Here is a 22,120-nt window from a genome sequence, read left to right as displayed (position 1 = left end):
ACCCCACCTCCTCCCGCCCGCCCGGGTCTTCGCCGCCGGCGCGGCCCCCCCCCCCCCCCCCCCGGCGGTTCGCGGCCGTTGTGCGGGGGACGGGCCGCGGGCCCCTATTGGTCCCGGCGGCGCAGATAGAGCATGAGACCGCCGCCCGCCGCGGCGACGAGCGCGAGGCCGATCGCGATCTCGGTCGTGTCGACACCCTGCGAGGTGCCGCCGACACCGCCCCGGACACCGCGCGAGGGGGCCGTGGTGGTGCTGATGGTGGGGGTGGCGGTGGGCGCGGGCCGCAGGGTCGGGAAGCCGCCGCCGGTGATGGTGAGGTCGGTGGTTCCCCGCTCCCCGGCGCACATGAACGTCACGGTGTAGGTGGCACCGCGCCTGGCCTGGAAGTCGACCTGGGCGGTCGTGGAGCTGTTCGGCGAGATGGTCACCGTGTTGAAGACGCCGGAGGAGGCGGTGGCGGTGGAGGGGCACCCGGTGACATTGAGCGTGACCGTACCGCCGGGGGCGACGGCGGATGGGTTCACGCTGAAGCCGAACGACGTGATGGTGCTGCCGTGCGCGCCACCGCCGTCGGCGGCCAGGGCCGCCGCGGGGGCGGCGAGGGAGAGCGCCGCGGCGCCCAGCAAGGTGGCGGATGCGATGCGTATCGCGCCCATGGACAATCCTCCGGGTCCCCGAGGAGCACTGCGGAACCGTTTTCCACGTAAAGCGGGAAATGCACCTCGATGCCCGACACGCTAGGAGCGGGGGGCCCCGGTCGCGATCGGTGTCCGGCGAATGGGGCATTCCGTTCCCCCACCCGGCGGACACTCCGGGGTGTCGCCGGGCGTCCGGCTCAGTCGAACAGTTCGGGGAAGAGGTCGTGGAAGGGAGCCGCGGTGGCCGAGAGGCCGCGGCCGAAGGGGGCGTCGAAGTCCCAGATCAGGAAGAGCAGGAAGGCGATGAGCACACTGAAGAGCCCGGCGAGCAGCAGTTCGCGCCCGGTGCGGCGGATCTGGAGCGTGAAGATCAGGCCGACGGTCACCACGGCCCCGGTGATCAGCCCGAACCAGACGACCCCCGGCATCGTGGCCCCGGCTCCCTGTCCGCGCGTCGTCCGGGCCTCGTCGACGGCCGCCACCTGGTCGACCAGCGGCTGGTAGGCCTGCCCCTCGTGGTCGTTGGCGGGCCGGTAGTCCGTGACGTCCCGGCGCAACCGGTCGAGCAGGACCGTCCCCCTGTCGCCGAGCTCGCCCTCGACCTCCATGTGGTGCCACTCGGCGTGGACGACGTAGGTGACGTAGGAGTCGACATCGGCGCGGATGCGGTCGCGCACCGGGGCCGGGTAGACCTGGACGCGCTCGCTCACCTCGTGGAGCGCCTGCGCCTCCTGGCGGACGGTGTCCGAGGCCGCCCCCCGGGCCTCCCAGACACCCGCGATGGCGAGGCCGAGCACGATCGCGTACACCACTCCCATCATCATCGTCATGTACTCCATGACGTCCGGGGTCTGGGTGGGGTCGTCGTCCTCGCGGATGCGGCGGTGGTTGACGACGACGATGGTCAGCACGACGGCGCACGCGGCGGCCATCGCGATGGCGAGGACGATCCAGTCCTTCAAGGGGTACCTCCGGCGGGGGAGCGGGGGACGGCGCGGGCGCGCCGGGGGCCCACGGCTAGTGGGAGCGGGGGCGCAGGACCGCGACGGCGACCACCGCGGGCGCCGTGATCAGCAGGGTGAGCGTCACCGGGGAGAGCCCCGGCGAGGGCTTCTTCCGCGGCGGCCTGCGGTAGGCGGGCAGAGCGACGGGCCGCGGCCGCGGCGGCGTGGCCGACGGGCTCGGCGGTACGGGCGTGGGCGCGGGCGGCGGCGGGGGAGCGGGTGCGGGCGGTGCGGGCACCACGGGACGCGCCGGCGCGGGCTTCGGGGGCGGCGGCGCGGGCGGCGCCGGGGGAGGCACCGGCGCGGGTGGAGCCGGGGGCGGGGCGGGCGGGGGTTTGGGCGCCGGGGGTTTGGGCGCGGGCGGCTTCGGCGGCGGCGGCTTCGGTGAGGGGGGCCGGGGCGGAGGCGTGCAGACGCCGTCCCCCGCGACCGCGACCGCCCAGTCGTCCCCGGCACCGCCCGAGACCGAGGCGTACGCGCAGGCGTCCGCGCGCGCGGACGGCGCGGGGCCGGCCAGCAGCAGGGCGAGGGCGGCGGCCGAGAGCAGCCGCTGGGCCAGGTGGGGTACGTGCACGCCGAGGATCATCCGGCCCCGCGGGCGGTCCGGCCATGAGAGCGTCCCGGATTCGCCTGATGGGGGGAGATCGGCCCCCTTTGCGTTTGGAACCGCCCGGGGCGATCCGGTGCGGGCGGGAAAATTCTTTCGCAGGCGTTGAACGCCCGGGGGGCCCTGACGCGTACCTAGAGCCAGGAAAGGCGCACCCCAGGCGCCACAACCAGCAGAGGATCAACGGGAGTTGACATGGCAACCTGGCGCAACGCCTCGCTCGCGGTGACGGCGGCGGCAGTACTGGCACTCACGGCGACGGCGTGCGGTCAGGACAAGGGAAGTGCCTCGCCCAAGGGCCAGCCGGTCGGCAACGCCGCCCAGGCGGCCGGCAGCGGCACCGGCTACGGATACGGGGACGGCGGCTACGGCTCGGCGTCCGGCTCCACCTCCCGGACGGCCGCCAAGTCGGCCGGGCAGCTCGCCGTGTGGGACAGCAAGGAACTGGGCAAGGTGGTGACCGACAGTGCCGGTTTCACGCTCTACCGCTTCGACAAGGACACCGCGAGTCCGCCCAAGTCGAATTGCGACGGCGACTGCGCGAAGCTGTGGCCGGCCGTGCCCGCGGGCAGTGCCGTCGCCCCTCCCGGCACCGACGCCGCGCTGATCGGCGAGGTCACCCGCGCCGACGGCAGCAAGCAGCTGACGATCGCCGGGTGGCCGATGTACCGGTACACCAAGGACGCCAAGCCCGGTGACGCCACCGGGCAGGGTGTGGGCGGCACTTGGCACGCCTCGGCCCCCGACGGCAAGAAGGCGACGCCCTCGGCGGACAGCTCCGGGGCAGGGGAGCAGGCCCCGAGCCTGCCGGGTCTGTCGGTCCGCGACGACGCCAAGCTCGGCAAGATCATCGTCGATGCCCGGGGGATGACCGTCTACCGGTTCAAGAAGGACTCCGCCTGGCCCATGAAGTCGGCCTGCACCGGTGAGTGCCTCAAGAAGTGGCCGGTGGTCGCACCCGTCGAGAAGAAGAACACCGAGGGCATCATCCAGAAGGGGTACGTCACCTTCGACCGGCCCGACGGCATCAAGCAGCAGTCCATCAACTGCTGGCCGGTCTACACCTACTCCGGCGACAGCAAGCCCGGCGACACCAACGGCCAGGGCGTGGGCGGCACCTGGTGGGCCGTGTCGCCCGAGGGGAAGCTGATCGCCACCGCCAAGTAGGCGCCTCCCCAGGCCGTCGGCCCGTCACCGTGTCCCCCGCGCGGTGGCGGGTTCGACGCGTGTTCCGGCCGGACGGGGGCGTGTTCCGGAAGATGTGACCGAACTTGTGTGTGACCAATAACGGATCGGCATTTTCCGTTTTTACTCGCCCTCCCGCCGGACGATCAGTAGCCTCAGCTCGAACACGGACCATGCACATGGCCATCACACCCCCGCGGCGAGCTGTTGGAGACATAGATGGAGCGTCCTGCCTGGGCCCCTGCGGGCATCGACATATCGGTGCCGAGTGTGTCCCGCATCTACGATTACTACCTGGGCGGATCGCACAACTTCGAGGTGGACCGGGAAGCCGCGCGCAAGGCCATGGAGTTCATTCCGGGGCTGCCCAAGGTGATGCAGGCGAACCGGGCGTTCATGCGGCGGGCGGTCCGCTTCGCCCTGGACGAGGGCATCACGCAGTTCCTGGACATCGGCTCGGGCATCCCGACCTTCGGCAACGTCCACGAGGTGGCCCAGAGCGCCGTCCCCGAGGCGCGGGTCGTCTACGTCGACCACGACCCGGTGGCCGTCGCGCACAGCAGGGCCGTCCTGGAGGGCAACGAGCGCGCGGGTGTGGTCGCAGCCGACCTGCGCAAACCGCAGGACATTCTCTCCAGCCCCGAGGTCGCCCACCTGCTCGACCTGGACCGGCCCGTCGCGCTGCTCCTCGTCGCCGTCCTGCACTTCGTGGAGGACAGCGACGACCCGCGCGCCGCGGTCGCCGAGCTGCGCGACGCGCTCGCCCCCGGCAGCCTGCTGATCCTCACCCACGCCGCGTACGAGGGCATACCGCTCAGCGAGGACCGGGCCGGCGGGGCGGTGGGCGTCTACCGCACCATCCGCAATCCGCTGGTCATGCGGACCAGCGAGGAGATCGCCACCTTCTTCGACGGGTTCGAGATGGTCGCGCCCGGTCTGGTGCAGATGCCCATGTGGCGCCCGGAGAACTCGCCGGAGCAGGAAGACCCCTACGCCTTCTCGGGGTTCGCCGGCGTGGGACGCATAGCGTGAGCACCCCGGCCCACGCGGACGGGCAGCCCGTCGATCCCGACGGTCCCGAGTCCCGGCTCAGACGGTTCGCCACGATCTGGAGCCGGGCCATCTTCCCGGTGACGGCCACGTCGCTGACCCGCCCGGAGTTCGAGCGCCATCTGCTGCCGCTGGCCCGCCGGCTCATCGAGGCGCTGCACCGCCGCCACTTCGACCCGGCGCCCGCGCAGGAGATCGGCGCGGCCCTGGTCGGCGCCCACTGCACCGACCCGGACGCGCTCAGCCGCACCCTCGGCGTCGTCGACTCCTATCTCGTCCTGTACTGCGGTACGGGAGGGGAGCTGGGCGCCGAGGAGGCGCGGGCCCGCTGCGCCCGCCTCCAGCACGCGCTGGCCGCCGGGTTCGCCCAGGCGCTGCGCGAGCGCACCCTGCGCGAGCAGGAGGCCATAGCCCGCTCCGCGCTCAGCGCGCGCAGCGCCGCGGAGGAGGCTCTGCACACCACCGAGGCCCGGTTCCGCGCGGTCTTCGAGGGGGCCGCCGTCGGCATCGGCATCGCCGACCTCGAAGGCCACGTCCTGGAGGTCAACGAGACCCTCACCCGGATGTTCGGCGGCGTCGAGGGGCAGATCCGCAGCCGCAACGTCAGCGAGTGGGTGCACCCCGAGGACGCGCCGCAGGTCTGGAAGCTGTACGAGGAGCTGGTCCGGGGCGAGCGCGACCACTACCGGGTCGAGAAGCCGTACTACCGGGGCGACGGCACTGTCCTGTGGACCAATCTGACGGTCTCCCTGCTCCGCGACGCCGAGGGCCGCCCGCAGTACCAGCTGGCCCTGATGGAGGACACCACCGAGCGGCGGCTGCTCAACCTGCGGCTGCGCTACGAGGCCACCCATGACGCGCTGACCGGGCTGCCCAACCGCACCCTGTTCTTCGAGCGCCTCGACAAGGCGCTCTCGGCGGGCGAGGGCAAGCGCTTCGGGCTCTGCTACCTCGACCTCGACGGCTTCAAGGCGGTCAACGACAGCCTGGGCCACTCGGCGGGCGACCGGCTCCTGGTGGAGGTCGCCGACCGGCTCCAGAGCTGTGCGACCGGGCCCGGCGAGATGGTGGCGCGGCTCGGCGGCGACGAGTTCGTGGCCCTGACCACCGGCACCGACACCCTGCGCGAGGTCGACGAACTGGCCTCCCGCATCCTCCACGTGCTCTCCGCCCCGATCCGCCTGGAGGGCCGTGAGCTCTCGGTGCGCGGCTCGATCGGCGTGGTGGAGGGTCCCGCGGGCGAGCGCGGTCCGGCGGAGGTGCTGCGCAGCGCGGACATCACGATGTACCGGGCCAAGGCGGCGGGCGGCAACCGCTTCGAGCGGGCCGACCCGGAGGCCGACGCCCGGGCGATCACCCGGCACGGGCTGACCAACGCGCTGCCGGCCGCGCTGGAGCGCGGGGAGTTCTTCATCGAGTACCAGCCGCTGGTGCACCTGGTCGACGGCAGTGTGCACGGGGCGGAGGCGCTGGTGCGCTGGTCGCATCCGCAGCACGGTGTGCTGGGCCCGGACCGGTTCATCCCGCTCGCCGAGCACACCGGTCTGATCGTGCCGCTGGGGCGCTGGGTGATGGCGGAGTCCGTACGCCAGGCCCGGTTCTGGCAGGAGCGCCACCCGGGCTCCCGGGCGGGCGGCCCGCTGCGGGTCAATGTGAACCTCTCGCCGACACAGCTGCACCACCCGGGGCTGGTGGCCGACACGGTGGAGGTGCTGGAGCGCTCCGGTCTGGAGCCGGGCGCGCTCTGCCTGGAGGTCACCGAGTCCGCACTGATCGGCGCCGACGACGACCTGCTGAAGCCGCTGCGCCAGCTCGCGGACATGGGGGTGGACATCGCGCTCGACGACTTCGGCACCGGCTACTCCAACCTGGCGAACCTGCGCCGGCTCCCGGTGAGCGTGCTGAAGCTGGACCGCTCGTTCACCCAGTCCATGCAGCAGCATCCGGCCGACCCGGTCGACATCAAGATCGTCGAGGGGATCGTGGCGCTCGCCCACAGCCTGCACCTGGCCGTCACCGTCGAGGGGGTGGAGACCGGGGCGCAGGCCGAGCAGCTGCGCGAGCTGGGCTGCGACACCGCCCAGGGCTGGTACTACGCGCGTCCGGGCGCCCCGGACCGCATCCACTCGCTGGCCCTCACCGACGCCGTCTGAGCCGTACCGCCCCGGTGCCGCGGCACCGGGGTCAGGCCCCGACGCCGAGCAGGACCCGCCGCAGTTCGCGCGCGGCGCGCGGCGGGTCCACGTCGCTGCGGTGGGCGAGCGCGATCGTACGGCGCAGACCCGGGCGGGCCAGCGGGGTGACCCGCAGGTCGCGGCCGGCCCGGGAGGCGACCATGCTCGGCACCACCGCGATGCCGAGCCCGGCCCGTACGAAGCCGAGCACCGCGTCCATCTCGCCGCCCTCGACGGTGAAGACCGGCTCGAAGCCCTCGGCGCGGCAGGCGGCCACGGTGAGCTCCCGCAGGTCGTAGCCGTGCCGGAACATGACCAGCGGCGCCTCGCGCAGATCGCGGATGTGGACGCGGCCGTCGGTGCCGGGGGCCGGTTCGCCGGCGGCCGAGACGACCACCAGGTCCTCGTGGATGAGCTCGACGGTCCTGAGCGCCGGGGAGCCGGGCGGCAGCGGCAGCACCACCAGGGCGAGGTCGAGGGCGCCGCGCGCCAGCTCCCGTACGAGATCGTGCGAGCCGCCCTCCTCGATCAGGAGCTGGATGCCCGGATGGCGGTCGTGGAAGGCGCGCAGCACGTCCGGCAGCAGCCCGGTGCACAGGCTCGGGGTGGCGCCGAGCCGGACCCGGCCGCGCCGCAGCTGAGCCAGCTCCTGCACCTCGATCCGGGCGGTGTCGGCGTCGGCGAGGATGCGGCGGGCCAGCGGCAGCAGTGCCTCGCCCGCGTCGGTCAGCGCGATGTTGCCCCGGGCGCGGCTGAACAGCTCGGCGCCCAGCTCCTTCTCCAGCGCCCTGATCTGCTGGGAGAGCGAGGGCTGCGCGACATGGACCCGCTCGGCGGCGCGGGTGAAGTGGCGGGTCTCGGCGACGGCCACGAAGTAGAGGAGCTGCTGGAACTGCATGGAGCTACGATAGGCCACGACTATGGAAATGAACGTATTCATGTCTTGGACCTCTGGGGACCTCGGCCCCTAGCGTCTACGGCATGGCTCTGGCAACGCGGACGGACCGAAAACCGTCCTTGACGCGCACCGTGTGGGACTCCACCGTCGGCAAGAAGGCGGTCATGGCCGTCAGCGGTCTGATCATGCTGACCTATCTGGCCGTCCACATGTTCGGCAACCTCAAGATCTTCTTCGGTGCGGGCGACTTCAACGGGTACGCCCACTGGCTGCGCGCCGTCGGCGAGCCGTTCCTGCACTACGAGTGGGCGCTCTGGATCATCCGGGTGGTGCTGGTCGCCGCCGTCGTCGCGCACGCGGTCTGCGCGTACCAGCTGAGCCGCCGGGACATCAGGGCCCGCCCCAGCCAGTACGCGCACAAGCGCCCCCGGGCGAGCTACGCCACCCGCACCATGCGCTGGGGCGGGGTCATCCTCGGGCTCTTCATCGTCTGGCACATCCTGGACCTGACGACCGGAACCGCGCACCCCGGCGGCTTCCAGTCCGGGCACCCGTACCAGAACGTGGTCGACACCTTCTCCACCTGGTACGGCAACACCGTCTACATCGCGGCGACGCTCGCCCTCGGCCTGCACGTCCAGCACGGCTTCTGGAGCGCGGCCCAGACCCTGGGCGCCGGCAGCGCGGCCCGCGACCGGTTCCTCAAGACCCTGGGCACCGTCCTCGCGCTGGTACTGACCGCCGGCTTCGTCGCCGTCCCCGTCGCCGTCATGACCGGAGTGGTGAGCTGAATGACCTTGTCCAACGACTACACGCGCTACACCCTCGGCGAGCCGGTCGCCGACACCAAGGCGCCCTCGGGGCCCGTCGCCGAGCGCTGGGACACCCGCCGCTTCGAGGCGAAGCTCGTCAACCCGGCCAATCGCCGCAAGCACACCGTGATCGTCGTCGGCACCGGGCTCGCGGGCGGCTCCGCGGGCGCGACCCTGGCCGAACAGGGCTACCACGTCGTCCAGTTCTGCTTCCAGGACTCCCCGCGCCGCGCCCACTCCATCGCCGCGCAAGGAGGCATCAACGCCGCCAAGAACTACCGCAACGACGGCGACTCCGTCCGGCGCCTGTTCTACGACACCGTCAAGGGCGGTGACTTCCGGGCCCGGGAGTCCAACGTCCACCGCCTCGCGGAGATCTCCGTGGAGATCATCGACCAGTGCGTGGCCCAGGGCGTGCCCTTCGCGCGCGAGTACGGCGGACTCCTCGACACCCGCTCCTTCGGCGGCGTCCAGGTCTCCCGCACCTTCTACGCGCGCGGCCAGACCGGCCAGCAACTGCTGCTCGGCGCCTACCAGGCGCTCTCGCGGCAGATCGCGGCGGGCAACGTCGAACTGCACGCCCGCACCGAGATGCTGGACCTGGTCGTGGTGGACGGCCGGGCGCGCGGCATCGTCGCCCGCGACCTGGTCACCGGCCGGATCGACACCTACTTCGCCGACGCGGTGGTCCTCGCCACCGGGGGCTACGGCAACGTCTTCCACCTCTCCACCAATGCCATGAACTCCAACGCCACCGCGGTGTGGCGGGCCCACCGGCGCGGCGCCTACTTCGCCAACCCCTGCTTCACCCAGATCCACCCCACCTGCATTCCGCGCACCGGCGAGCACCAGTCCAAGCTGACCCTGATGAGTGAGTCGCTGCGCAACGACGGCCGGATCTGGGTGCCGAAGGCCAAGGGCGACACCCGCCCGGCCGCCGAGATCCCCGAGGACGAGCGCGACTACTACCTGGAGCGGATCTACCCCTCCTTCGGCAACCTCGTCCCGCGCGACATCGCCTCGCGCGCCGCCAAGAACGTCTGCGACGAGGGACGCGGGGTGGGCCCCGGCGGCCAGGGCGTCTACCTCGACTTCGCGGACGCCATCGCGCGGATGGGGCGCGACAAGGTCGAGGAGAGGTACGGCAACCTCTTCGAGATGTACGAGCGGATCACCGCCGAGAACCCCTACGAGGTGCCGATGCGGATCTACCCCGCCGTGCACTACACGATGGGCGGACTGTGGGTCGACTACGACCTCCAGACCACCCTTCCCGGGCTCTTCGCGATCGGGGAGGCCAACTTCTCCGACCACGGCGCCAACCGGCTCGGCGCCTCGGCCCTGATGCAGGGTCTCGCCGACGGCTACTTCGTACTCCCCGCCACCATCAACGACTACCTGGCGCGCCACCCGCACCTGGAGCCGGTCACCGACGAGCACCCGGCGGTCGCCGAAGCCGTCGCCGAGACCGAGGACCGGCTCCACCTGCTGCTCGCCGTCCGCGGCGACCGCACTCCCGACTCCTTCCACCGCGAACTCGGCGAACTCATGTGGGAGTACTGCGGAATGGCCCGCACCGAGGAAGGGCTGCGCAAGGCGCTGGAGCGCATTCCGCGGATCCGCGAGGAGTTCTGGCGCCGCATCAGGGTCCCGGGCACCGGCGAGGAGTTCAACCAGTCCCTGGAGAAGGCCAACCGCGTCGTCGATTACCTGGAGCTCGCCGAGCTGATGTGCCTCGACGCGCTGCACCGCGCCGAGTCCTGCGGCGGCCACTTCCGCGAGGAGTCCCAGACCCCCGAGGGCGAGGCGGCCCGGCGCGACGAGGAGTTCTCCTACGCCGCCGCCTGGGAGTTCACGGAGACCGGCGCCGCCCCCGTCCTGCACAAGGAAGACCTCGTCTTCGAGTACGTCCACCCCACCCAGCGGAGCTACGCATGAAGCTCACCCTGCGCGTCTGGCGGCAGAAGAACGCCGACGCCGACGGAGCGATGTCCACCTACGAGGTGGACGGCATCTCGGCCGACATGTCCTTCCTGGAGATGCTCGACACGCTCAACGAGGAGCTCATCCTCTCCGGCGAGGACCCGGTCGCCTTCGACCACGACTGCCGCGAGGGCATCTGCGGCGCGTGCAGCCTGGTCATCAACGGCGACGCGCACGGACCCGAGCGCACCACCACCTGCCAGCTGCACATGAGGGCCTTCCGGGACGGCGACACCATCGACGTCGAGCCCTGGCGGGCGGCGGCCTTCCCGGTGGTGAAGGACCTGGTGGTGGACCGCTCGGCCTTCGACCGGATCATCCAGGCGGGCGGCTACATCAGCGCCCCCACCGGAGCCGCGCCCGAGGCGCACGCCACCCCGGTGCCCAAGCCGGACGCCGACTTCGCCTTCGAGCACGCCGAGTGCATCGGCTGCGGCGCGTGTGTGGCGGCCTGCCCCAACGGCTCGGCGATGCTCTTCACCTCGGCCAAGGTCAACCATCTGAACGTCCTGCCGCAGGGCGCGCCCGAGCGCGAGACCCGGGTGCTGGACATGGTGGGCCAGATGGACGCGGAGGGCTTCGGCGGCTGCACCCTCACCGGAGAGTGCGCCACTGCCTGCCCCAAGGGCATCCCGCTTCCCTCCATCGCGGCGATGAACAAGGAGTGGCTGCGCGCGACCAGGAAGGCGCGGAAGGCCGGGCGCTGAGGCGGGAGAGGTGTGCCCCGGGCCCAGGGTCCGGGGCACACCGCCGGTGTACGGGCGGTTCAGCTCGTCACGGTGATCTGCTGCGCCGGGTCGGTGGTGTCCGTGACGTCGTAGGTGGCGGAGAAGGTGGCCGTCTGGTCGCCGGTCGGGCAGAGGAAGCCGCCGGTCCCGGTGGCCGCCACGGGGGCGTTGGCGATGGCGAGCCTGGACGGGGCGCCGTTGGTCCAGGTGCCGTTGACGCTGCTGGGTCCGGTGGGCGAGGCGGTGAGCGTACAGCTGGCCAGACCGCTCGTCCTGATGACGACCCCGGCCCTGGGCATGGTGAGCCCGGCCGATACGGGCGCGCCGTTCTGGGCCGAGATGCTCCAGGCGCCGTTGGTGGCGTTGCTGGTGACGGTCACCCCGACGCCGAAGACGCTGGTGGTGCAGCTGCTGAAGGTCGGCGGGTTGATGGTGGCGGAGACCGGTCCCGCGGCGTTGTGGTTGCCGGGGGCGGCGGGGACCTTGTTGGCGGGCGGTCCGTTGGGGGCGGAGACGGAGACCGTACAGGTCATGGTGGTGGTGCCGGCGGTGAAGACGGCCTTGCCGCTGAGCTTGGCGGTGAAGGAGTGCCCGGCCGGGTTCACGGTGGTGGAGCCGGGGGCGGTGGCGCCCGCGGCGGTGGTGGCGCCGAGGGTGAGGGCGGCCGCGGTGGCCACGAGGGCCGCGGGCGCGCGAAGTCTGCGGGTTGCCATGGGGGGCTCCTCGGTCGAACGGCTTCGATGGTGTGGGGGTGCGAGGAGGAACGGAGGTGACGTCATACCCTGGTGAACTTGAGGGTAAGTCAGCTCCTGTGGGCCGAACAGCCGCCCGCACGCCAGGAATTGACGGGCCGTCAGCTTGCTCTCGGGGAGGGATCTGCTACTGATCCCGCGGCCGGTTCCCCGGCCTTCGTCAGCCGTCGAGCGCCCTCGCCAGATACGCGGCCGTGCGTCCCACCCCCGCCGAGGCGACATCGCGCGGCGGGCCCGCCGCCACGATCCTGCCGCCCGCCTCGCCCCCGCCGGGACCGAGGTCGACCACCCAGTCCGCGCCCGCCACCACCGTCATGTCGTGTTCGACCACCACCACCGAGTGGCCCGCGTCGACCAGTCCGTGCAACTGGCGCAGCAGCACCTCCACATCGGCCGGGTGCAGCCCGGTGGTGGGCTCGTCCAGCACATAGAGCGTGTGCTCCCGGCGTACGCTTCCCCGGGCTCTCGGTTCCGCTCCGGCGGGGGAGGCCCCGACGAGCTCGGAGGCCAGCTTGATGCGCTGGGCCTCGCCGCCCGAGAGCTCGGTGGCGGGCTGCCCCAGGCGCAGATAGCCCAGCCCCACGGCGAGCAGCGCGCTCAGACTCCGGGCGGCGCCCGGGGTGTCCGCGAAGAACTCCGCCGCCGCCTCCACCGTCAGGTCCAGCACCTGGGCGATGGTGAGCCCCCGGTGGGTGACCTCCAGCGTCTCGGGGTTGTACCGGGCCCCGTGGCAGTCCGGGCAGGGTGCGTACGTACTCGGCAGGAAGAGCAGCTCCACCGAGACGAACCCCTCGCCCTGGCAGGTCTCGCAGCGTCCGCCGGGCACGTTGAAGGAGAACCGCCCCGCCTTGTAGCCGCGCGCCCGAGCCTCCTCGGTGGCGGTGAAGAGCTTGCGGACGACGTCGAAGAGACCGGTGTACGTGGCGAGGTTGGACCGGGGGGTGCGGCCGATCGGCTTCTGATCGACCCTCACCAGACGGCCCACACCGGGCAGTTGGTTGGTCACCTCACCCAGCAGGGTGGACTTGCCCGAGCCCGACACCCCCGTCACCGCCGTGAACACGCCCAGCGGCAGCTCGGCCGTCAGGCCCCGCAGATTGTGCCGGGTCACCGGCCCGACCTTCAGCCACCCCGACGGCTCGCGCACCGCGCGGACCGGGGCGGGCGCGGTGTCGAAGAGGAAGCGGCGGGTCTGCGACTCGGCGACCTCCGCCAGCGCCCCCGGCGGCCCGCTGTGCAGCACCCGTCCGCCGTGCTCGCCGGCGTACGGACCCACGTCCACCAGCCAGTCGGCGTGCCGCATCACATCGAGGTGGTGCTCTACGACGAACACCGAGTTCCCGGCCGCCTTGAGCCGGTCCAGGACCGTGAGCAGGGCCTCGGTGTCGGCCGGGTGCAGACCCGCCGACGGCTCGTCCAGCACGTACACCACCCCGAAGAGCCCCGACCGCAGCTGGGTGGCGAGCCGCAGCCGCTGCAGCTCCCCGGCGGACAGGGTGGGCGCGGTCCGGTCGAGGCTGAGGTAGCCGAGGCCGAGCTCGGTGACGGGAGCGATCCGGCTGAGCAGGTCGCCGGTCAGGACCTCGGCCGTGGGGCCGCCGCCGCCGGTGCGCAGCAGCTCGGCGAGCGCGTCCAGGGGGAGCGCGGCCAGCTCCGCGATGGTGCGGCCGGCGAAGGTGACGGCGAGGGATTCCGGCCGCAGCCGGCTCCCGCCGCAGACCGGGCAGTCGGCGGCGGTCAGGAAGCGCTCGGCCTTGGCGCGCAGCGCCGCGCTCCTGCTCTGCGCGAACGTCTTCATCACATAGCGGTGGGCGCTCATGTACGTGCCCTGGTACGGGCGTTGGATGCGGCTCGCGTCCCGCACCGGGTGCACGGTGACCACCGGCTGCTCGTCCGTGAACAGGATCCAGTGGCGCTCCCGCGCCGGCAGCTCGCGCCAGGGCCGGTCGACGTCGTGGCCGAGGGCGTCGAGGACGTCCCGCAGGTTCTTGCCCTGCCAGGCGCCCGGCCAGGCCGCGATCGCCCCCTCGCGGATGGACAGCGAGGGGTCGGGGACGAGCAGCTCCTCGCTGGTGCGGTGGACCCGGCCGAGCCCCTGGCACTCGGGGCAGGCCCCGGCCGCCGTGTTGGGCGAGAAGGCGTCCGAGTCCAGGCGTGCGGCGCCCGCCGGGTAGGTGCCCGCACGGGAGAACAGCATCCGCAGCGAGTTGGAGAGCGTGGTGACCGTGCCCACCGAGGAGCGCGAGGTCGGTGAGGAGCGCCGCTGCTCCAGCGAGACGGCGGGCGGCAGCCCCGAGATCTCCGCGACCTTCGGCGCGCCCACCTGGTGGATGAGGCGCCGCGCGTAGGGCGCCACCGACTCGAAGTAGCGCCGCTGGGCCTCCGCGTAGATCGTCCCGAAGGCGAGCGAGGACTTCCCCGACCCCGAGACCCCGGTGAAGACCGCCAGCGCGTCCCGGGGGACGGCCACGTCGACCCCGCGCAGGTTGTGCTCGCGGGCGCCGGTGACCCGTACGAAGGGGTCGTGGGCCTGGCCGGTGGGGTCCGTGGCGGGTCGCGCGGGGCTTGGCATACCGGAAATCCTAGGCGGACACGCTGGTCAGACCCGCGAGCCGGGCCAGTCGCCGGTAGGAGTCCAGCAGGGCCGCGCGGTCGTACGTACTCGTGGTGACCAGATACTCGTCGGCCGCGCTGCGCGTCAGCAGCTTCTCCAGGGCGGCCCCGACCTCGTCCTCGGTGCCGTGGATCTGGCCGTGCAGGGCCTCCTCGAACAGGGCGCGCTCGCGCTCGGTCATCGCGAGCGCCTCGATCTCCTCGGCCGGGGAGAGCGGCGGGAACGCGCCCCGGGTGCGCGAGTACGCCGTGGACCACGCCTCCGGCAGCAGCACGCGGTGGGCCTCCTCGGCCGTCTTCGCCACCGCGACCGTGCCGGAGAGCACCACGTAGGGGCGCTCACTCCAGGCGGAGGGCCGGAACGCGGCGCGGTAGTCGTCGATCACCCGCAGCATCGCGTCCTCGCCGCGCACGGCGGCGACGACCAGCGGCAGCCCGGCCTCGGCGGCGAGCCGGGCGCCCTGACCGGTGGCGAGCACGAAGGCGGGGACGCGCAGGCCCTCGGCGGGGCGCGCGTGCACCTGCGGGTGGACCCGCTGCGTACCGTCGAAGTATCCGAGCAGCTCGGTCAGCCGCTCGGGGAACATGTCGGCGTCCTCCTTGCCGTGGCCCAGTGCCTTGCGGATGCCGTCGGTGAAACCGACCGAACGGCCAAGCCCCATGTCGATCCGGCCGGGGAAGAGCGACTCCAGTACGCCGAACTGCTCGGCCACCACCAGCGGTTGGTGGTTGGGGAGCATCACCCCGCCCGTGCCGACCCGGATCGTGGAGGTCGCGGCGGCGACGGCCGCGGCGAGCACGGTCGGCGCGGAGCCCGCCACCCCCGGCACGCTGTGGTGCTCGGAGACCCAGAAGCGGTGGTAGCCCAGCCGCTCGGCCTCCCGGGCGAGGGCCACGGTGTCCCGCAGGGCGCCGGGGCCGTCGTGCCCCGCGCGGGTACGGGAGCGGTCCAGGACGGAGAAGCGCGTCGACGCGATCACTGAGCTCACACAGGCTTCAACGTCCTCACGGCGCCAGGATTCCCTAGGGTGGGCGCATGACGGAGAACAGCAGGCCACTGGCGGTGTTCGACCTCGACGGCACGCTCGCGGACAGCGGCCACCGCCAGCACTTCCTGGAAGGTGCCCGGCGCGACTGGAACGCCTTCTTCGCCGCCGCCCCGGCCGATCCGCCCCTGGCGGAGGGCGTCGCGCTGTGCCTGGCGGCGGCGCTGGAGTGCGAGATCGTCTACCTGACCGGCAGGCCCGAGCGCTGCCGCCGGGACACCCGGGCATGGCTGGCCGCGCAGGGCCTGCCGGACGGGACGCTCCACATGCGGCCCAACGCCGACCGCAGGCCGGCCCGGACCACCAAGCTGGAGCTGCTGCGCCGGCTGGGGGCGGGACGCGAGGTCCGGATGCTGGTGGACGACGACGAGCTGGTGTGCGACGCCGCCGAACGGGCGGGCTTCCCCGTCGTACGGGCGCGGTGGGCGGTGCCCACCGGGACGCTGAAGGACGCGCAGGAGCGGGAGGGGCGCACCTGAGAGGGCGCCCCCCTCGTCCGCGCTCACACCTCCTGGTCGTCGTCCAGCCGGAAGCCGACCTTCAGACCCACCTGGTAGTGCTCGACCCGCCCGTCGGCGATCTGGCCGCGCACCTGGGTGACTTCGAACCAGTCCAGGTTGCGCAGGGTCTGCGCGGCGCGGGCGACGCCGTTGCGGATGGCCTGGTCGACGCCCTCGGGGGAGGTGCCGACGATCTCGGTGACGCGGTACGTGTGATTGGACATGGAGGTGCACTCCTCTTCGTCGCGTCCCTCCACCGTGCCGCACCTCGCGCCGGTTCGCGAGACGTCGGTCCCGGAATCGGTTGCGCAACGGGGCTTGACCCGCCCATTGGTACAGACCAAAATCGGCCGCACCCGAACTGGCCAACAGCCCCTTCCCCGGAAGAGCCGTCCGCGCTTTCCCCACGTCGGGTCATGACTGCCCGTGCCATGACGCAGAAGGTGACCTCCGTGAAGAACCGCTTCCTCCACGTCCCCGTCGTGCTCCTCACGGCCCTCGCGCTCGGCGGCTGCGGCGCTCTGCCGGGTGTCGGCGGCCACTCCACCACCACCGTCACCGTCTGGCTGATGAAGGACAGCGCCTCCGACGACTTCATCAAGCGGTTCACCGAGGCGTTCGAGAAGGAGCACCGCTCGGTCAGGCTCGACGTACGGATCCAGGAATGGACGGGCATCGGGCAGAAGGTGACCGCCGCCCTCAAGTCCGGTGAGGGGCCCGACGTCATCGAGGTCGGCAACACCCAGGTCTCGCAGTACGCCGCCAGCGGCGGACTGCTCGACCTCACCCTGGAGTCCCTGCGCGACTGGGGCAGCGCCGACTGGCTGCCGGGCCTGGCGGAGCCCGGCAGGGTGGACGGGGTGCAGTACGGCATCCCCTGGTACGCGGCGAACCGCGTGGTGATCTACCACAAGGACCTGTTCCGGGCGGCCGGCATCACCAAGGCCCCCAGGACCCGGGCCGAGTGGCTGAGCGACACCGAGAAGCTCAACACCGGCGCCACCCAGGGCATCTACCTCGCCGGACAGGACTGGTACACCCTCGCCGGGTTCGTCTGGGACGAGGGCGGCGAGCTGGCCCAGGAGAGCGCGGGGGAGTGGACCGGCACCCTCGCCACGCCCGCCGCCCTGCGCGGCATGGACTTCTACCGCCGGCTCCAGGCGCTGGGCGGCGGCCCCAAGAACGCCGACGAGGCCACGCCCCCGCAGGCCGAGGTCTTCGCCAGGGGCGGCGTCGCCCAGATCGTCGCCGTCCCGGGCACGGCCAAGGCCATCGAGAAGGCCGACCCCGCCCTCGCGGGCAAGCTCGGCTACTTCCCCGTCCCCGGCAAGACCGCCGCCGCCCCCGGCGCGGTCTTCACCGGCGGCTCGGACCTGATCGTGCCCAAGCGGTCCGCGCACCGCACCGAGGCCGTGGAGGTGGTCAAGGCGCTGGCCGGGGAGAAGTGGCAGCGGGACCTCGCCGCCACCATGAGCTACGTGCCGAACAAGCCCGCGCTCGCGGCCGCCGTGGAGAACCAGGCGGGCACGGCCGCGATGGCGCAGGGCGCGGCCCGGGGCCGGGCCACGCCCAACTCGCCCCAGTGGGCCGCCGTCGAGGCCGACAACCCCATCAAGCCGTACATGACCGCCGTCCTCACGGGGGCCGACCCGAGGACGGCGGCCAGGGCGGCCTCCACGCGGATCAGCTCGCTGCTGTTCCCGTGACGGCGTCCTTCAGGACCGACAGCGACAGCGCGAAGCGGCCCTCGGCGTCCGTCCACCAGTGGGTGGCACTCAGCCCGGCGGCCGCGAGCTCCGCCCGTACCCCCTCGGGGCGGAACTTCGCCGAGATCTCGGTGCGCAGCTCCTCGCCCTTCTCGAAGCGGACCACGAGGTCCAGTTCGGGGATTTTGACGGCGAGGTCGGCGCGGGCCCGCAGCCGCATCTCGATCCACTCGCGGTCGGCGTCCCAGCGCGCCACGTGGCCGAAGTCGTCGAGGTCGAAGTCGGCGCCGAGCTCGCGGTCGATGACGGCGAGGACGTTCTTGTTGAACTCGGCCGTCACCCCTTCCCGGTCGTCGTAGGCCCGCACCAGGACCGACTCCTCCTTCACCAGGTCGGTGCCGAGCAGGAAACTGTCACCCGGCTCCATCACCGCGGCGACCGAGGCCAGGAACCGCGCGCGCTCGTCCGGCAGCAGATTGCCGATCGTGCCGCCCAGGAAGACCACCAGGCGCGGCCCGGGCGTTGCGGGCAGGTCGAGCGGCCGGGTGAAGTCGGCGATCAGCGCGTGCACACCGAGCGCGGGCCGCTCCGCGATCAGCGCCGCGGCGGCCCCGGTCAGCGCGCTCTCACTGACGTCCACCGGGATGTACGTGAGCGGGTCCGGCAGCGCGTCCAGCAGCAGCCGGGTCTTCTCGGAGGACCCCGAGCCCAGCTCGACCAGGGTGCGGGCCCCGGAGACCGCCGCGATCTCGGCGGCCCGCTGGTCGAGGATCTCCCGCTCCGCGCGCGTGGGGTAGTAGTCGTCGAGCCGGGTGATCTCCTCGAACAGTTCGCTGCCCCGGGCGTCGTAGAACCACTTGGGCGGCAGGGTCTTGGGGTGTGCCGTCAGCCCGTGCAGCACGTCGGCGCGCAGCGCGGCCCCGGTGGCGTCCTCGGGCAGGGTGCGGGTCAGCTGGAACGGGTGGGACTGGTGCACGAGGAAGGCTCCTTGAGGGGGGTCAGTACAACGTCGGTACGGGTCGCGGCCAGCAGGGTGCGGTCGGGGACCTCGTGCCAGTGCGGATCGTCGTCGTAGGGCTCCGAGGCGACGACCGTGCGCACGCCCGGCCGGGCCAGGTACCACAGGGTGTCGCCCCAGGCGGTGGCGGCGATGCTCACGCCGTCCGTGAGCAGCAGGTTCAGCCGGGAGTCCGGGGCAGCGGCGGCGACCTCGGTCACCGTCTCGGCGAGCGCCCCGCCCAGCTCGTCGCCCGCCCGCAGCCGGTGCAGCAGCAGGGCCCACACCAGCGCGGAGTCGCAGCGCGCCTCCAGGCGCAGCAGCTCCTTGGCGGGCAGGGCGGCGGCCAGGGACGCGAGCGAGCCGGGCCAGCCCCGCACCGCCCCGTTGTGGCTGAAGAGCCAGGGCCCGGCGGCGTAGGGCGCGGCGGCGGCCTCGTTGTCCGGGCCCGGCTCGGTGGCGTCCCGTACCGCCGCGAGCAGCGCGCCGGTGCGCACCACCCGGGCCAGGTCCGCGAACGAGGGGTCGGCCCAGATCGGCCCGGGCCGGCGGTAGCGGCCCGGCACGGGGTCGCCCTCGGCGTACCAGCCGACCCCGAAGCCGTCGGCGTTGACCGTGCCGTGCCGCTGCCTGCGCGGCGCCCAGGACTGCCGGTACAGCGCGTGCGGCGGGCTGACCAGGAGCTCACCCAGCGCCGACGGCTCTCCGACGAAGGCGATATGACGGCACATCAGGCGTTCCTCGCGGTCCGGAACCCGGCGAAGATCTGGCGCCGCACGGGCAGGTCCCAGTTGCGGAAGGTGCCCCGGCAGGCCACCTGGTCCACGGCGAACGAACCCCCGCGCAGCACCTTGTGGTCGGGTCCGAAGAACACTTCCGAGTACTCGCGGTAGGGGAAGGCGACGAAGCCCGGGTAGGGCATGAAGTCGCTGGACGTCCACTCCCACACGTCCCCGATCAGCTGCCGTACGCCCAGCGGGGAGGCGCCCGCCGGATAGGCGCCCGCCGGGGCCGGGCGCAGATGGCGCTGGCCCAGATTGGCGTGGTCGGACGTGGGGTCGGCGTCGCCCCACGGGTAGCGGCGGGAGCGGCCGGTGGCGGGGTCGTACCGGGCCGCCTTCTCCCACTCCTCCTCGGTGGGCAGCCGCCGCCCGGCCCAGCGGGCGTAGGCGTCGGCCTCGTACCAGCTGACGTGGAGCACCGGCTCGTCCAGCGGTACGGGCTCGGTCACCCCGAACCGGCGGCGCAGCCACTGACCGCCCTCCTCCCGCCAGAACAGCGGCGCGGTGAGGTTGTGCCGGCGCACCATGGCCCAGCCCTTCGGCTCCCACCAGCGCTCGTCGCTGTAGCCGCCGTCCTCGATGAACCGCAGATACGCGCCGCAGGTCACCGGGGTGGTGTCGAGGTGGAAGGCGGGGACGATGCGGTGGTGGGCGGGGCGCTCGTTGTCCAGCGCCCAGGGCTCGGCGGAGGTGCCCATGGTGAACGGGCCGCCGGGGACGAGGACTTCGCGGGGCAGGTCCGCGGTGGTGCCGTCCGGCGGCTCGGGCGCGGAGAGTGCCGCCGGGCCCTTGCGGAGCTGATGGGTGATCAGCATGGTCTCGTCGTGCTGCTGTTCGTGCTGGGCGACCATCCCGAAGGCGAAGCCCGCGTCGATCAGGCGGGGACCGCCCTCCAGCGGGGTGGACTCCAGGACGTCCAGCGCCCGCCCGCGCACCTCCGCGGCGTACCGGCGCGCCTCGGCCGGGGAGAGCAGCGGCAGCGAGGGGCGGGCGGCGCGCGGGTGCTCGAAGGCGTCGTACAGCGAGTCGATCTCCGGGCGCATCGCGTCCCGCCCGGCGACGGCCCGCAGCAGCCACTGCTCCTCCTGGTTGCCGATGTGCGCCAGGTCCCAGACCAGCGGCGACATCAGCGGAGAGTGCTGGGCGGTGAGGTCGTGGTCGTCGACGCAGGAGGTGAGGGTGGCGGTGCGCGCCCGGGCGGCGGTCAGGGCCGTCAGGGCGCGGCGGCGCAGCGCCTCGGGGTCGGTGGCGTCCGCTCCGGTCGGTTCGGGGCCGGTCATGAGGAGGATTCCTTCCCGGGGGCGGGCGCGGACGGGACGTCCGCGGGGGAGAGGCCCCGTACGACATGGCGGTCCGTGAAGGCGGCGACCGCCTCGCGGACCTCGGTGGTGGCGCCGAGCCGGGGCAGTGCCTCCAGCGCGGCGGCGAAGCAGATCCCGGCGGCCTCGCGCAGCTCGGGGTCGGCGAGCCCCGCGCGGGCGGCGCCGGCCCAGAGCGGATTGCGCGGCGCGGGCTGCGAACCGGCCTTCTCCGCCAGGCACTTGACGGCCCGGTAGGCGGTCTCGGCCGCCTCCTGGTCGTCGAAGAGCGCGGTGGTCACGGCGAGCGGGACGATCCAGCCGTCCTCACCGGGCTGCGCGTCGATCATGCGCAGCTCCAGGTGCCCGCGCGGCCGCACCGGCGGGAACAGCGTGGTCAAGTGGTAGTCGAGGTCCTCGCGGGTGGCCGGGCGCGGCTCGCCGGTGCGCAGCCACTGGCGGAAGGTGAGCCCCTCCGGCGCGTCCCAGGCGGCGCCCTCGGAGCGCACGCACATCACCGGCGCGTCCAGTACGTGCGCGGCCCAGGCCGCCCGGGGCTCGGCGTCCAGCGGCGGCGCCAGCGCCCGTACGGGGTCGATGCCGGTCCACACCGCCTGCCGGGAGGAGCGCCAGCCGGTGGCTCTGCCCTCCTGGCGGGGGGAGTTGGCGAAGGCGGCGACCAGGACCGCGCCGAGGAGGTGGGCCATGCGCCAGCGGCGTCCGAAGCCGAGCGGGCCCGGCTCCTCGTATCCGGCGTCGAGGCAGACCTGGACGGAGGCGGAGGCGCACATCATGGCCCGTCCCGCCGGTCCGGTCCGGTCGAAGTGGGCTTCCATGGCGTCGTAGCGGGGATCGTGCAGAAAGCGGCGCGGCGGCTGCCACGGCTCCTGGCCGAGCCCGGTCAGGGTCAGGTCCCTGGGGCGAAGAGCGGCCCGGACGGCTCGGAGATCGGCCGCCACGGAGTCGACGCACTCCATGAGGGAACCGGCGGGCAGCGAGCTGAGCTCCAGCTGGCCGCCGGGTTCGACGGTGAGTGCCGACCGCAGGGGCAACGTCCTCAACGAGGCGTAGGCGGCGGCGAGTCGGTCGTGCGCGACGGGCAGGCGCGGGTCGTGGAGATCATGGACCAGCCACTCCACTTCGACCCCGACGGCCCGAGGTGGACCGGTCTTGAAACAGATGCAGCGGAGCAGATCATCCGCTTCCGTTTCGGTGAACTGTCTGGTCAGCATGGTCGTTTCCCCGACGCGGGGGCGTTTTCGGTGCACTGTCCCACCTAAGCCACTGCCGTCTTCTCGCACAAGAGTGCCCATCCGGACGGAAAGTATGTTGCGGGAGTGTTCTCCT

General features: G+C 72.8%; 20 protein-coding genes. 8 read left to right on the top strand and 12 right to left on the bottom strand.

Annotation, left to right across the window (positions count from 1 at the left end; all coding sequences use genetic code 11):
- Positions 1-104: 104 nt before the first annotated feature.
- From ACZ4MU_RS26555 to ACZ4MU_RS26545, 3 genes are all read right to left on the bottom strand, one after another.
- Positions 105-656: a hypothetical protein gene (locus ACZ4MU_RS26555; RefSeq protein WP_467881364.1), complete on the bottom strand. Its 552-nt coding sequence runs from the start codon at positions 654-656 to the stop codon at positions 105-107.
- A 179-nt stretch (positions 657-835) separates the two neighbouring features.
- On the bottom strand, positions 836-1,600 hold the full coding sequence (locus ACZ4MU_RS26550; protein ID WP_467881363.1) for a bestrophin-like domain: 765 nt from the start codon (positions 1,598-1,600) through the stop codon (positions 836-838).
- Between the two features lie 55 nt (positions 1,601-1,655).
- Positions 1,656-2,216, bottom strand: coding sequence for a hypothetical protein (locus ACZ4MU_RS26545; RefSeq protein WP_467881362.1), 561 nt, complete (start codon positions 2,214-2,216; stop codon positions 1,656-1,658).
- Between the two features lie 228 nt (positions 2,217-2,444).
- Between ACZ4MU_RS26545 and ACZ4MU_RS26540 the strand changes: the two genes are divergently transcribed.
- The 3 genes from ACZ4MU_RS26540 to ACZ4MU_RS26530 all read left to right on the top strand — a co-directional run bounded on the left by ACZ4MU_RS26540 (position 2,445) and on the right by ACZ4MU_RS26530 (position 6,637).
- A complete protein-coding gene (locus ACZ4MU_RS26540) occupies positions 2,445-3,416 on the top strand; it encodes an SCO0930 family lipoprotein (protein ID WP_467881360.1) in 972 nt (323 codons plus the stop codon).
- 237 nt (positions 3,417-3,653) lie between these two features.
- A complete protein-coding gene (locus tag ACZ4MU_RS26535; protein ID WP_467881359.1) occupies positions 3,654-4,466 on the top strand; it encodes an SAM-dependent methyltransferase in 813 nt (270 codons plus the stop codon).
- Positions 4,463-6,637, top strand: a complete 2,175-nt coding sequence (locus ACZ4MU_RS26530) for a putative bifunctional diguanylate cyclase/phosphodiesterase (RefSeq protein WP_467881357.1) — start codon at positions 4,463-4,465, stop codon at positions 6,635-6,637. Before ACZ4MU_RS26535 ends, ACZ4MU_RS26530 begins: the two co-directional genes overlap by 4 nt.
- A 31-nt stretch (positions 6,638-6,668) precedes the next feature.
- Here ACZ4MU_RS26530 and ACZ4MU_RS26525 read toward each other — a convergent pair whose 3' ends face one another.
- Positions 6,669-7,556 (bottom strand): LysR family transcriptional regulator, encoded by an 888-nt coding sequence (locus ACZ4MU_RS26525; protein ID WP_467881355.1) that lies wholly within the window; start codon positions 7,554-7,556, stop codon positions 6,669-6,671.
- Between the two features lie 83 nt (positions 7,557-7,639).
- Between ACZ4MU_RS26525 and ACZ4MU_RS26520 the strand changes: the two genes are divergently transcribed.
- From ACZ4MU_RS26520 to ACZ4MU_RS26510, 3 genes are read left to right on the top strand one after another with little or no spacing between them, the layout of a single operon-like run.
- Complete coding sequence (locus ACZ4MU_RS26520) at positions 7,640-8,347, top strand: succinate dehydrogenase (protein WP_467881354.1); 708 nt, start codon at positions 7,640-7,642, stop codon at positions 8,345-8,347.
- Positions 8,348-10,306, top strand: a complete 1,959-nt coding sequence (locus ACZ4MU_RS26515; RefSeq protein ID WP_467881352.1) for a fumarate reductase/succinate dehydrogenase flavoprotein subunit — start codon at positions 8,348-8,350, stop codon at positions 10,304-10,306.
- Positions 10,303-11,058, top strand: coding sequence for a succinate dehydrogenase/fumarate reductase iron-sulfur subunit (locus ACZ4MU_RS26510; RefSeq protein WP_467881351.1), 756 nt, complete (start codon positions 10,303-10,305; stop codon positions 11,056-11,058). The genes ACZ4MU_RS26515 and ACZ4MU_RS26510 overlap by 4 nt, the downstream gene beginning before the upstream one ends.
- Before the next feature lie 59 nt (positions 11,059-11,117).
- On the opposite strand, the gene ACZ4MU_RS26505 is transcribed toward ACZ4MU_RS26510, so the two are convergent.
- The 3 genes from ACZ4MU_RS26505 to ACZ4MU_RS26495 all read right to left on the bottom strand — a co-directional run bounded on the left by ACZ4MU_RS26505 (position 11,118) and on the right by ACZ4MU_RS26495 (position 15,433).
- A complete protein-coding gene (locus ACZ4MU_RS26505) occupies positions 11,118-11,792 on the bottom strand; it encodes a hypothetical protein (RefSeq protein ID WP_467881349.1) in 675 nt (224 codons plus the stop codon).
- A 199-nt stretch (positions 11,793-11,991) separates the two neighbouring features.
- Positions 11,992-14,403, bottom strand: coding sequence for an ATP-binding cassette domain-containing protein (locus ACZ4MU_RS26500; RefSeq protein ID WP_467881347.1), 2,412 nt, complete (start codon positions 14,401-14,403; stop codon positions 11,992-11,994).
- Between the two features lie 10 nt (positions 14,404-14,413).
- Entirely contained in the window at positions 14,414-15,433 is a 1,020-nt protein-coding gene (locus tag ACZ4MU_RS26495) for an LLM class flavin-dependent oxidoreductase (RefSeq protein ID WP_467881345.1), read from the bottom strand.
- Between the two features lie 47 nt (positions 15,434-15,480).
- Here ACZ4MU_RS26495 and ACZ4MU_RS26490 point away from each other — a divergent pair, with 47 nt between their 5' ends.
- Positions 15,481-15,969: a phosphatase domain-containing protein gene (locus ACZ4MU_RS26490; RefSeq protein ID WP_467881343.1), complete on the top strand. Its 489-nt coding sequence runs from the start codon at positions 15,481-15,483 to the stop codon at positions 15,967-15,969.
- Between the two features lie 23 nt (positions 15,970-15,992).
- On the opposite strand, the gene ACZ4MU_RS26485 is transcribed toward ACZ4MU_RS26490, so the two are convergent.
- Positions 15,993-16,214: a dodecin gene (locus ACZ4MU_RS26485; RefSeq protein WP_358834541.1), complete on the bottom strand. Its 222-nt coding sequence runs from the start codon at positions 16,212-16,214 to the stop codon at positions 15,993-15,995.
- Positions 16,215-16,442: 228 nt separating this feature from the next.
- On the opposite strand from ACZ4MU_RS26485, the gene ACZ4MU_RS26480 reads away from it, so the two are divergent.
- Entirely contained in the window at positions 16,443-17,696 is a 1,254-nt protein-coding gene (locus ACZ4MU_RS26480; RefSeq protein WP_467881404.1) for an extracellular solute-binding protein, read from the top strand.
- Here the strand turns inward: ACZ4MU_RS26480 and egtD are convergent.
- Genes egtD through egtA form a run of 4 tightly spaced genes read right to left on the bottom strand, consistent with a single transcriptional unit; the run spans position 17,674 to position 22,005 of the window.
- On the bottom strand, positions 17,674-18,672 hold the full coding sequence (egtD, locus tag ACZ4MU_RS26475; protein WP_467881342.1) for an L-histidine N(alpha)-methyltransferase: 999 nt from the start codon (positions 18,670-18,672) through the stop codon (positions 17,674-17,676). The two genes, ACZ4MU_RS26480 and egtD, sit on opposite strands and share 23 nt — an antisense overlap.
- Positions 18,645-19,424, bottom strand: coding sequence for an ergothioneine biosynthesis protein EgtC (gene egtC / locus ACZ4MU_RS26470; RefSeq protein WP_467881341.1), 780 nt, complete (start codon positions 19,422-19,424; stop codon positions 18,645-18,647). The genes egtD and egtC overlap by 28 nt, the downstream gene beginning before the upstream one ends.
- A complete protein-coding gene (gene egtB, locus ACZ4MU_RS26465) occupies positions 19,424-20,755 on the bottom strand; it encodes an ergothioneine biosynthesis protein EgtB (RefSeq protein WP_467881340.1) in 1,332 nt (443 codons plus the stop codon). The genes egtC and egtB overlap by 1 nt, the downstream gene beginning before the upstream one ends.
- On the bottom strand, positions 20,752-22,005 hold the full coding sequence (gene egtA, locus ACZ4MU_RS26460; RefSeq protein ID WP_467881338.1) for an ergothioneine biosynthesis glutamate--cysteine ligase EgtA: 1,254 nt from the start codon (positions 22,003-22,005) through the stop codon (positions 20,752-20,754). The genes egtB and egtA overlap by 4 nt, the downstream gene beginning before the upstream one ends.
- Positions 22,006-22,120: the final 115 nt, after the last annotated feature.

This window comes from Streptomyces sp. NPDC026377 (assembly GCF_055567715.1).
The sequence above is the reverse complement of the archived record's forward strand: the minus strand, read 5'-3'. Positions and strand labels throughout refer to the sequence as shown.

Bases quoted from the DNA above. Each gene is read 5' to 3' on its own strand.
- ACZ4MU_RS26510 (WP_467881351.1), top strand. From the start codon at position 10,303: ATGAAGCTCACCCTGCGCGTCTGGCGGCAGAAGAACGCCGACGCCGAC.
- ACZ4MU_RS26540 (WP_467881360.1), top strand. From the start codon at position 2,445: ATGGCAACCTGGCGCAACGCCTCGCTCGCGGTGACGGCGGCGGCAGTA.
- ACZ4MU_RS26525 (WP_467881355.1), bottom strand. From the start codon at position 7,556: ATGCAGTTCCAGCAGCTCCTCTACTTCGTGGCCGTCGCCGAGACCCGC.
- ACZ4MU_RS26555 (WP_467881364.1), bottom strand. From the start codon at position 656: ATGGGCGCGATACGCATCGCATCCGCCACCTTGCTGGGCGCCGCGGCG.
- egtC (WP_467881341.1), bottom strand. From the start codon at position 19,424: ATGTGCCGTCATATCGCCTTCGTCGGAGAGCCGTCGGCGCTGGGTGAG.
- ACZ4MU_RS26485 (WP_358834541.1), bottom strand. From the start codon at position 16,214: ATGTCCAATCACACGTACCGCGTCACCGAGATCGTCGGCACCTCCCCC.
- ACZ4MU_RS26535 (WP_467881359.1), top strand. From the start codon at position 3,654: ATGGAGCGTCCTGCCTGGGCCCCTGCGGGCATCGACATATCGGTGCCG.
- egtB (WP_467881340.1), bottom strand. From the start codon at position 20,755: ATGACCGGCCCCGAACCGACCGGAGCGGACGCCACCGACCCCGAGGCG.
- ACZ4MU_RS26520 (WP_467881354.1), top strand. From the start codon at position 7,640: ATGGCTCTGGCAACGCGGACGGACCGAAAACCGTCCTTGACGCGCACC.
- egtA (WP_467881338.1), bottom strand. From the start codon at position 22,005: ATGCTGACCAGACAGTTCACCGAAACGGAAGCGGATGATCTGCTCCGC.
- ACZ4MU_RS26505 (WP_467881349.1), bottom strand. From the start codon at position 11,792: ATGGCAACCCGCAGACTTCGCGCGCCCGCGGCCCTCGTGGCCACCGCG.
- ACZ4MU_RS26490 (WP_467881343.1), top strand. From the start codon at position 15,481: ATGACGGAGAACAGCAGGCCACTGGCGGTGTTCGACCTCGACGGCACG.
- ACZ4MU_RS26500 (WP_467881347.1), bottom strand. From the start codon at position 14,403: ATGCCAAGCCCCGCGCGACCCGCCACGGACCCCACCGGCCAGGCCCAC.
- ACZ4MU_RS26515 (WP_467881352.1), top strand. From the start codon at position 8,348: ATGACCTTGTCCAACGACTACACGCGCTACACCCTCGGCGAGCCGGTC.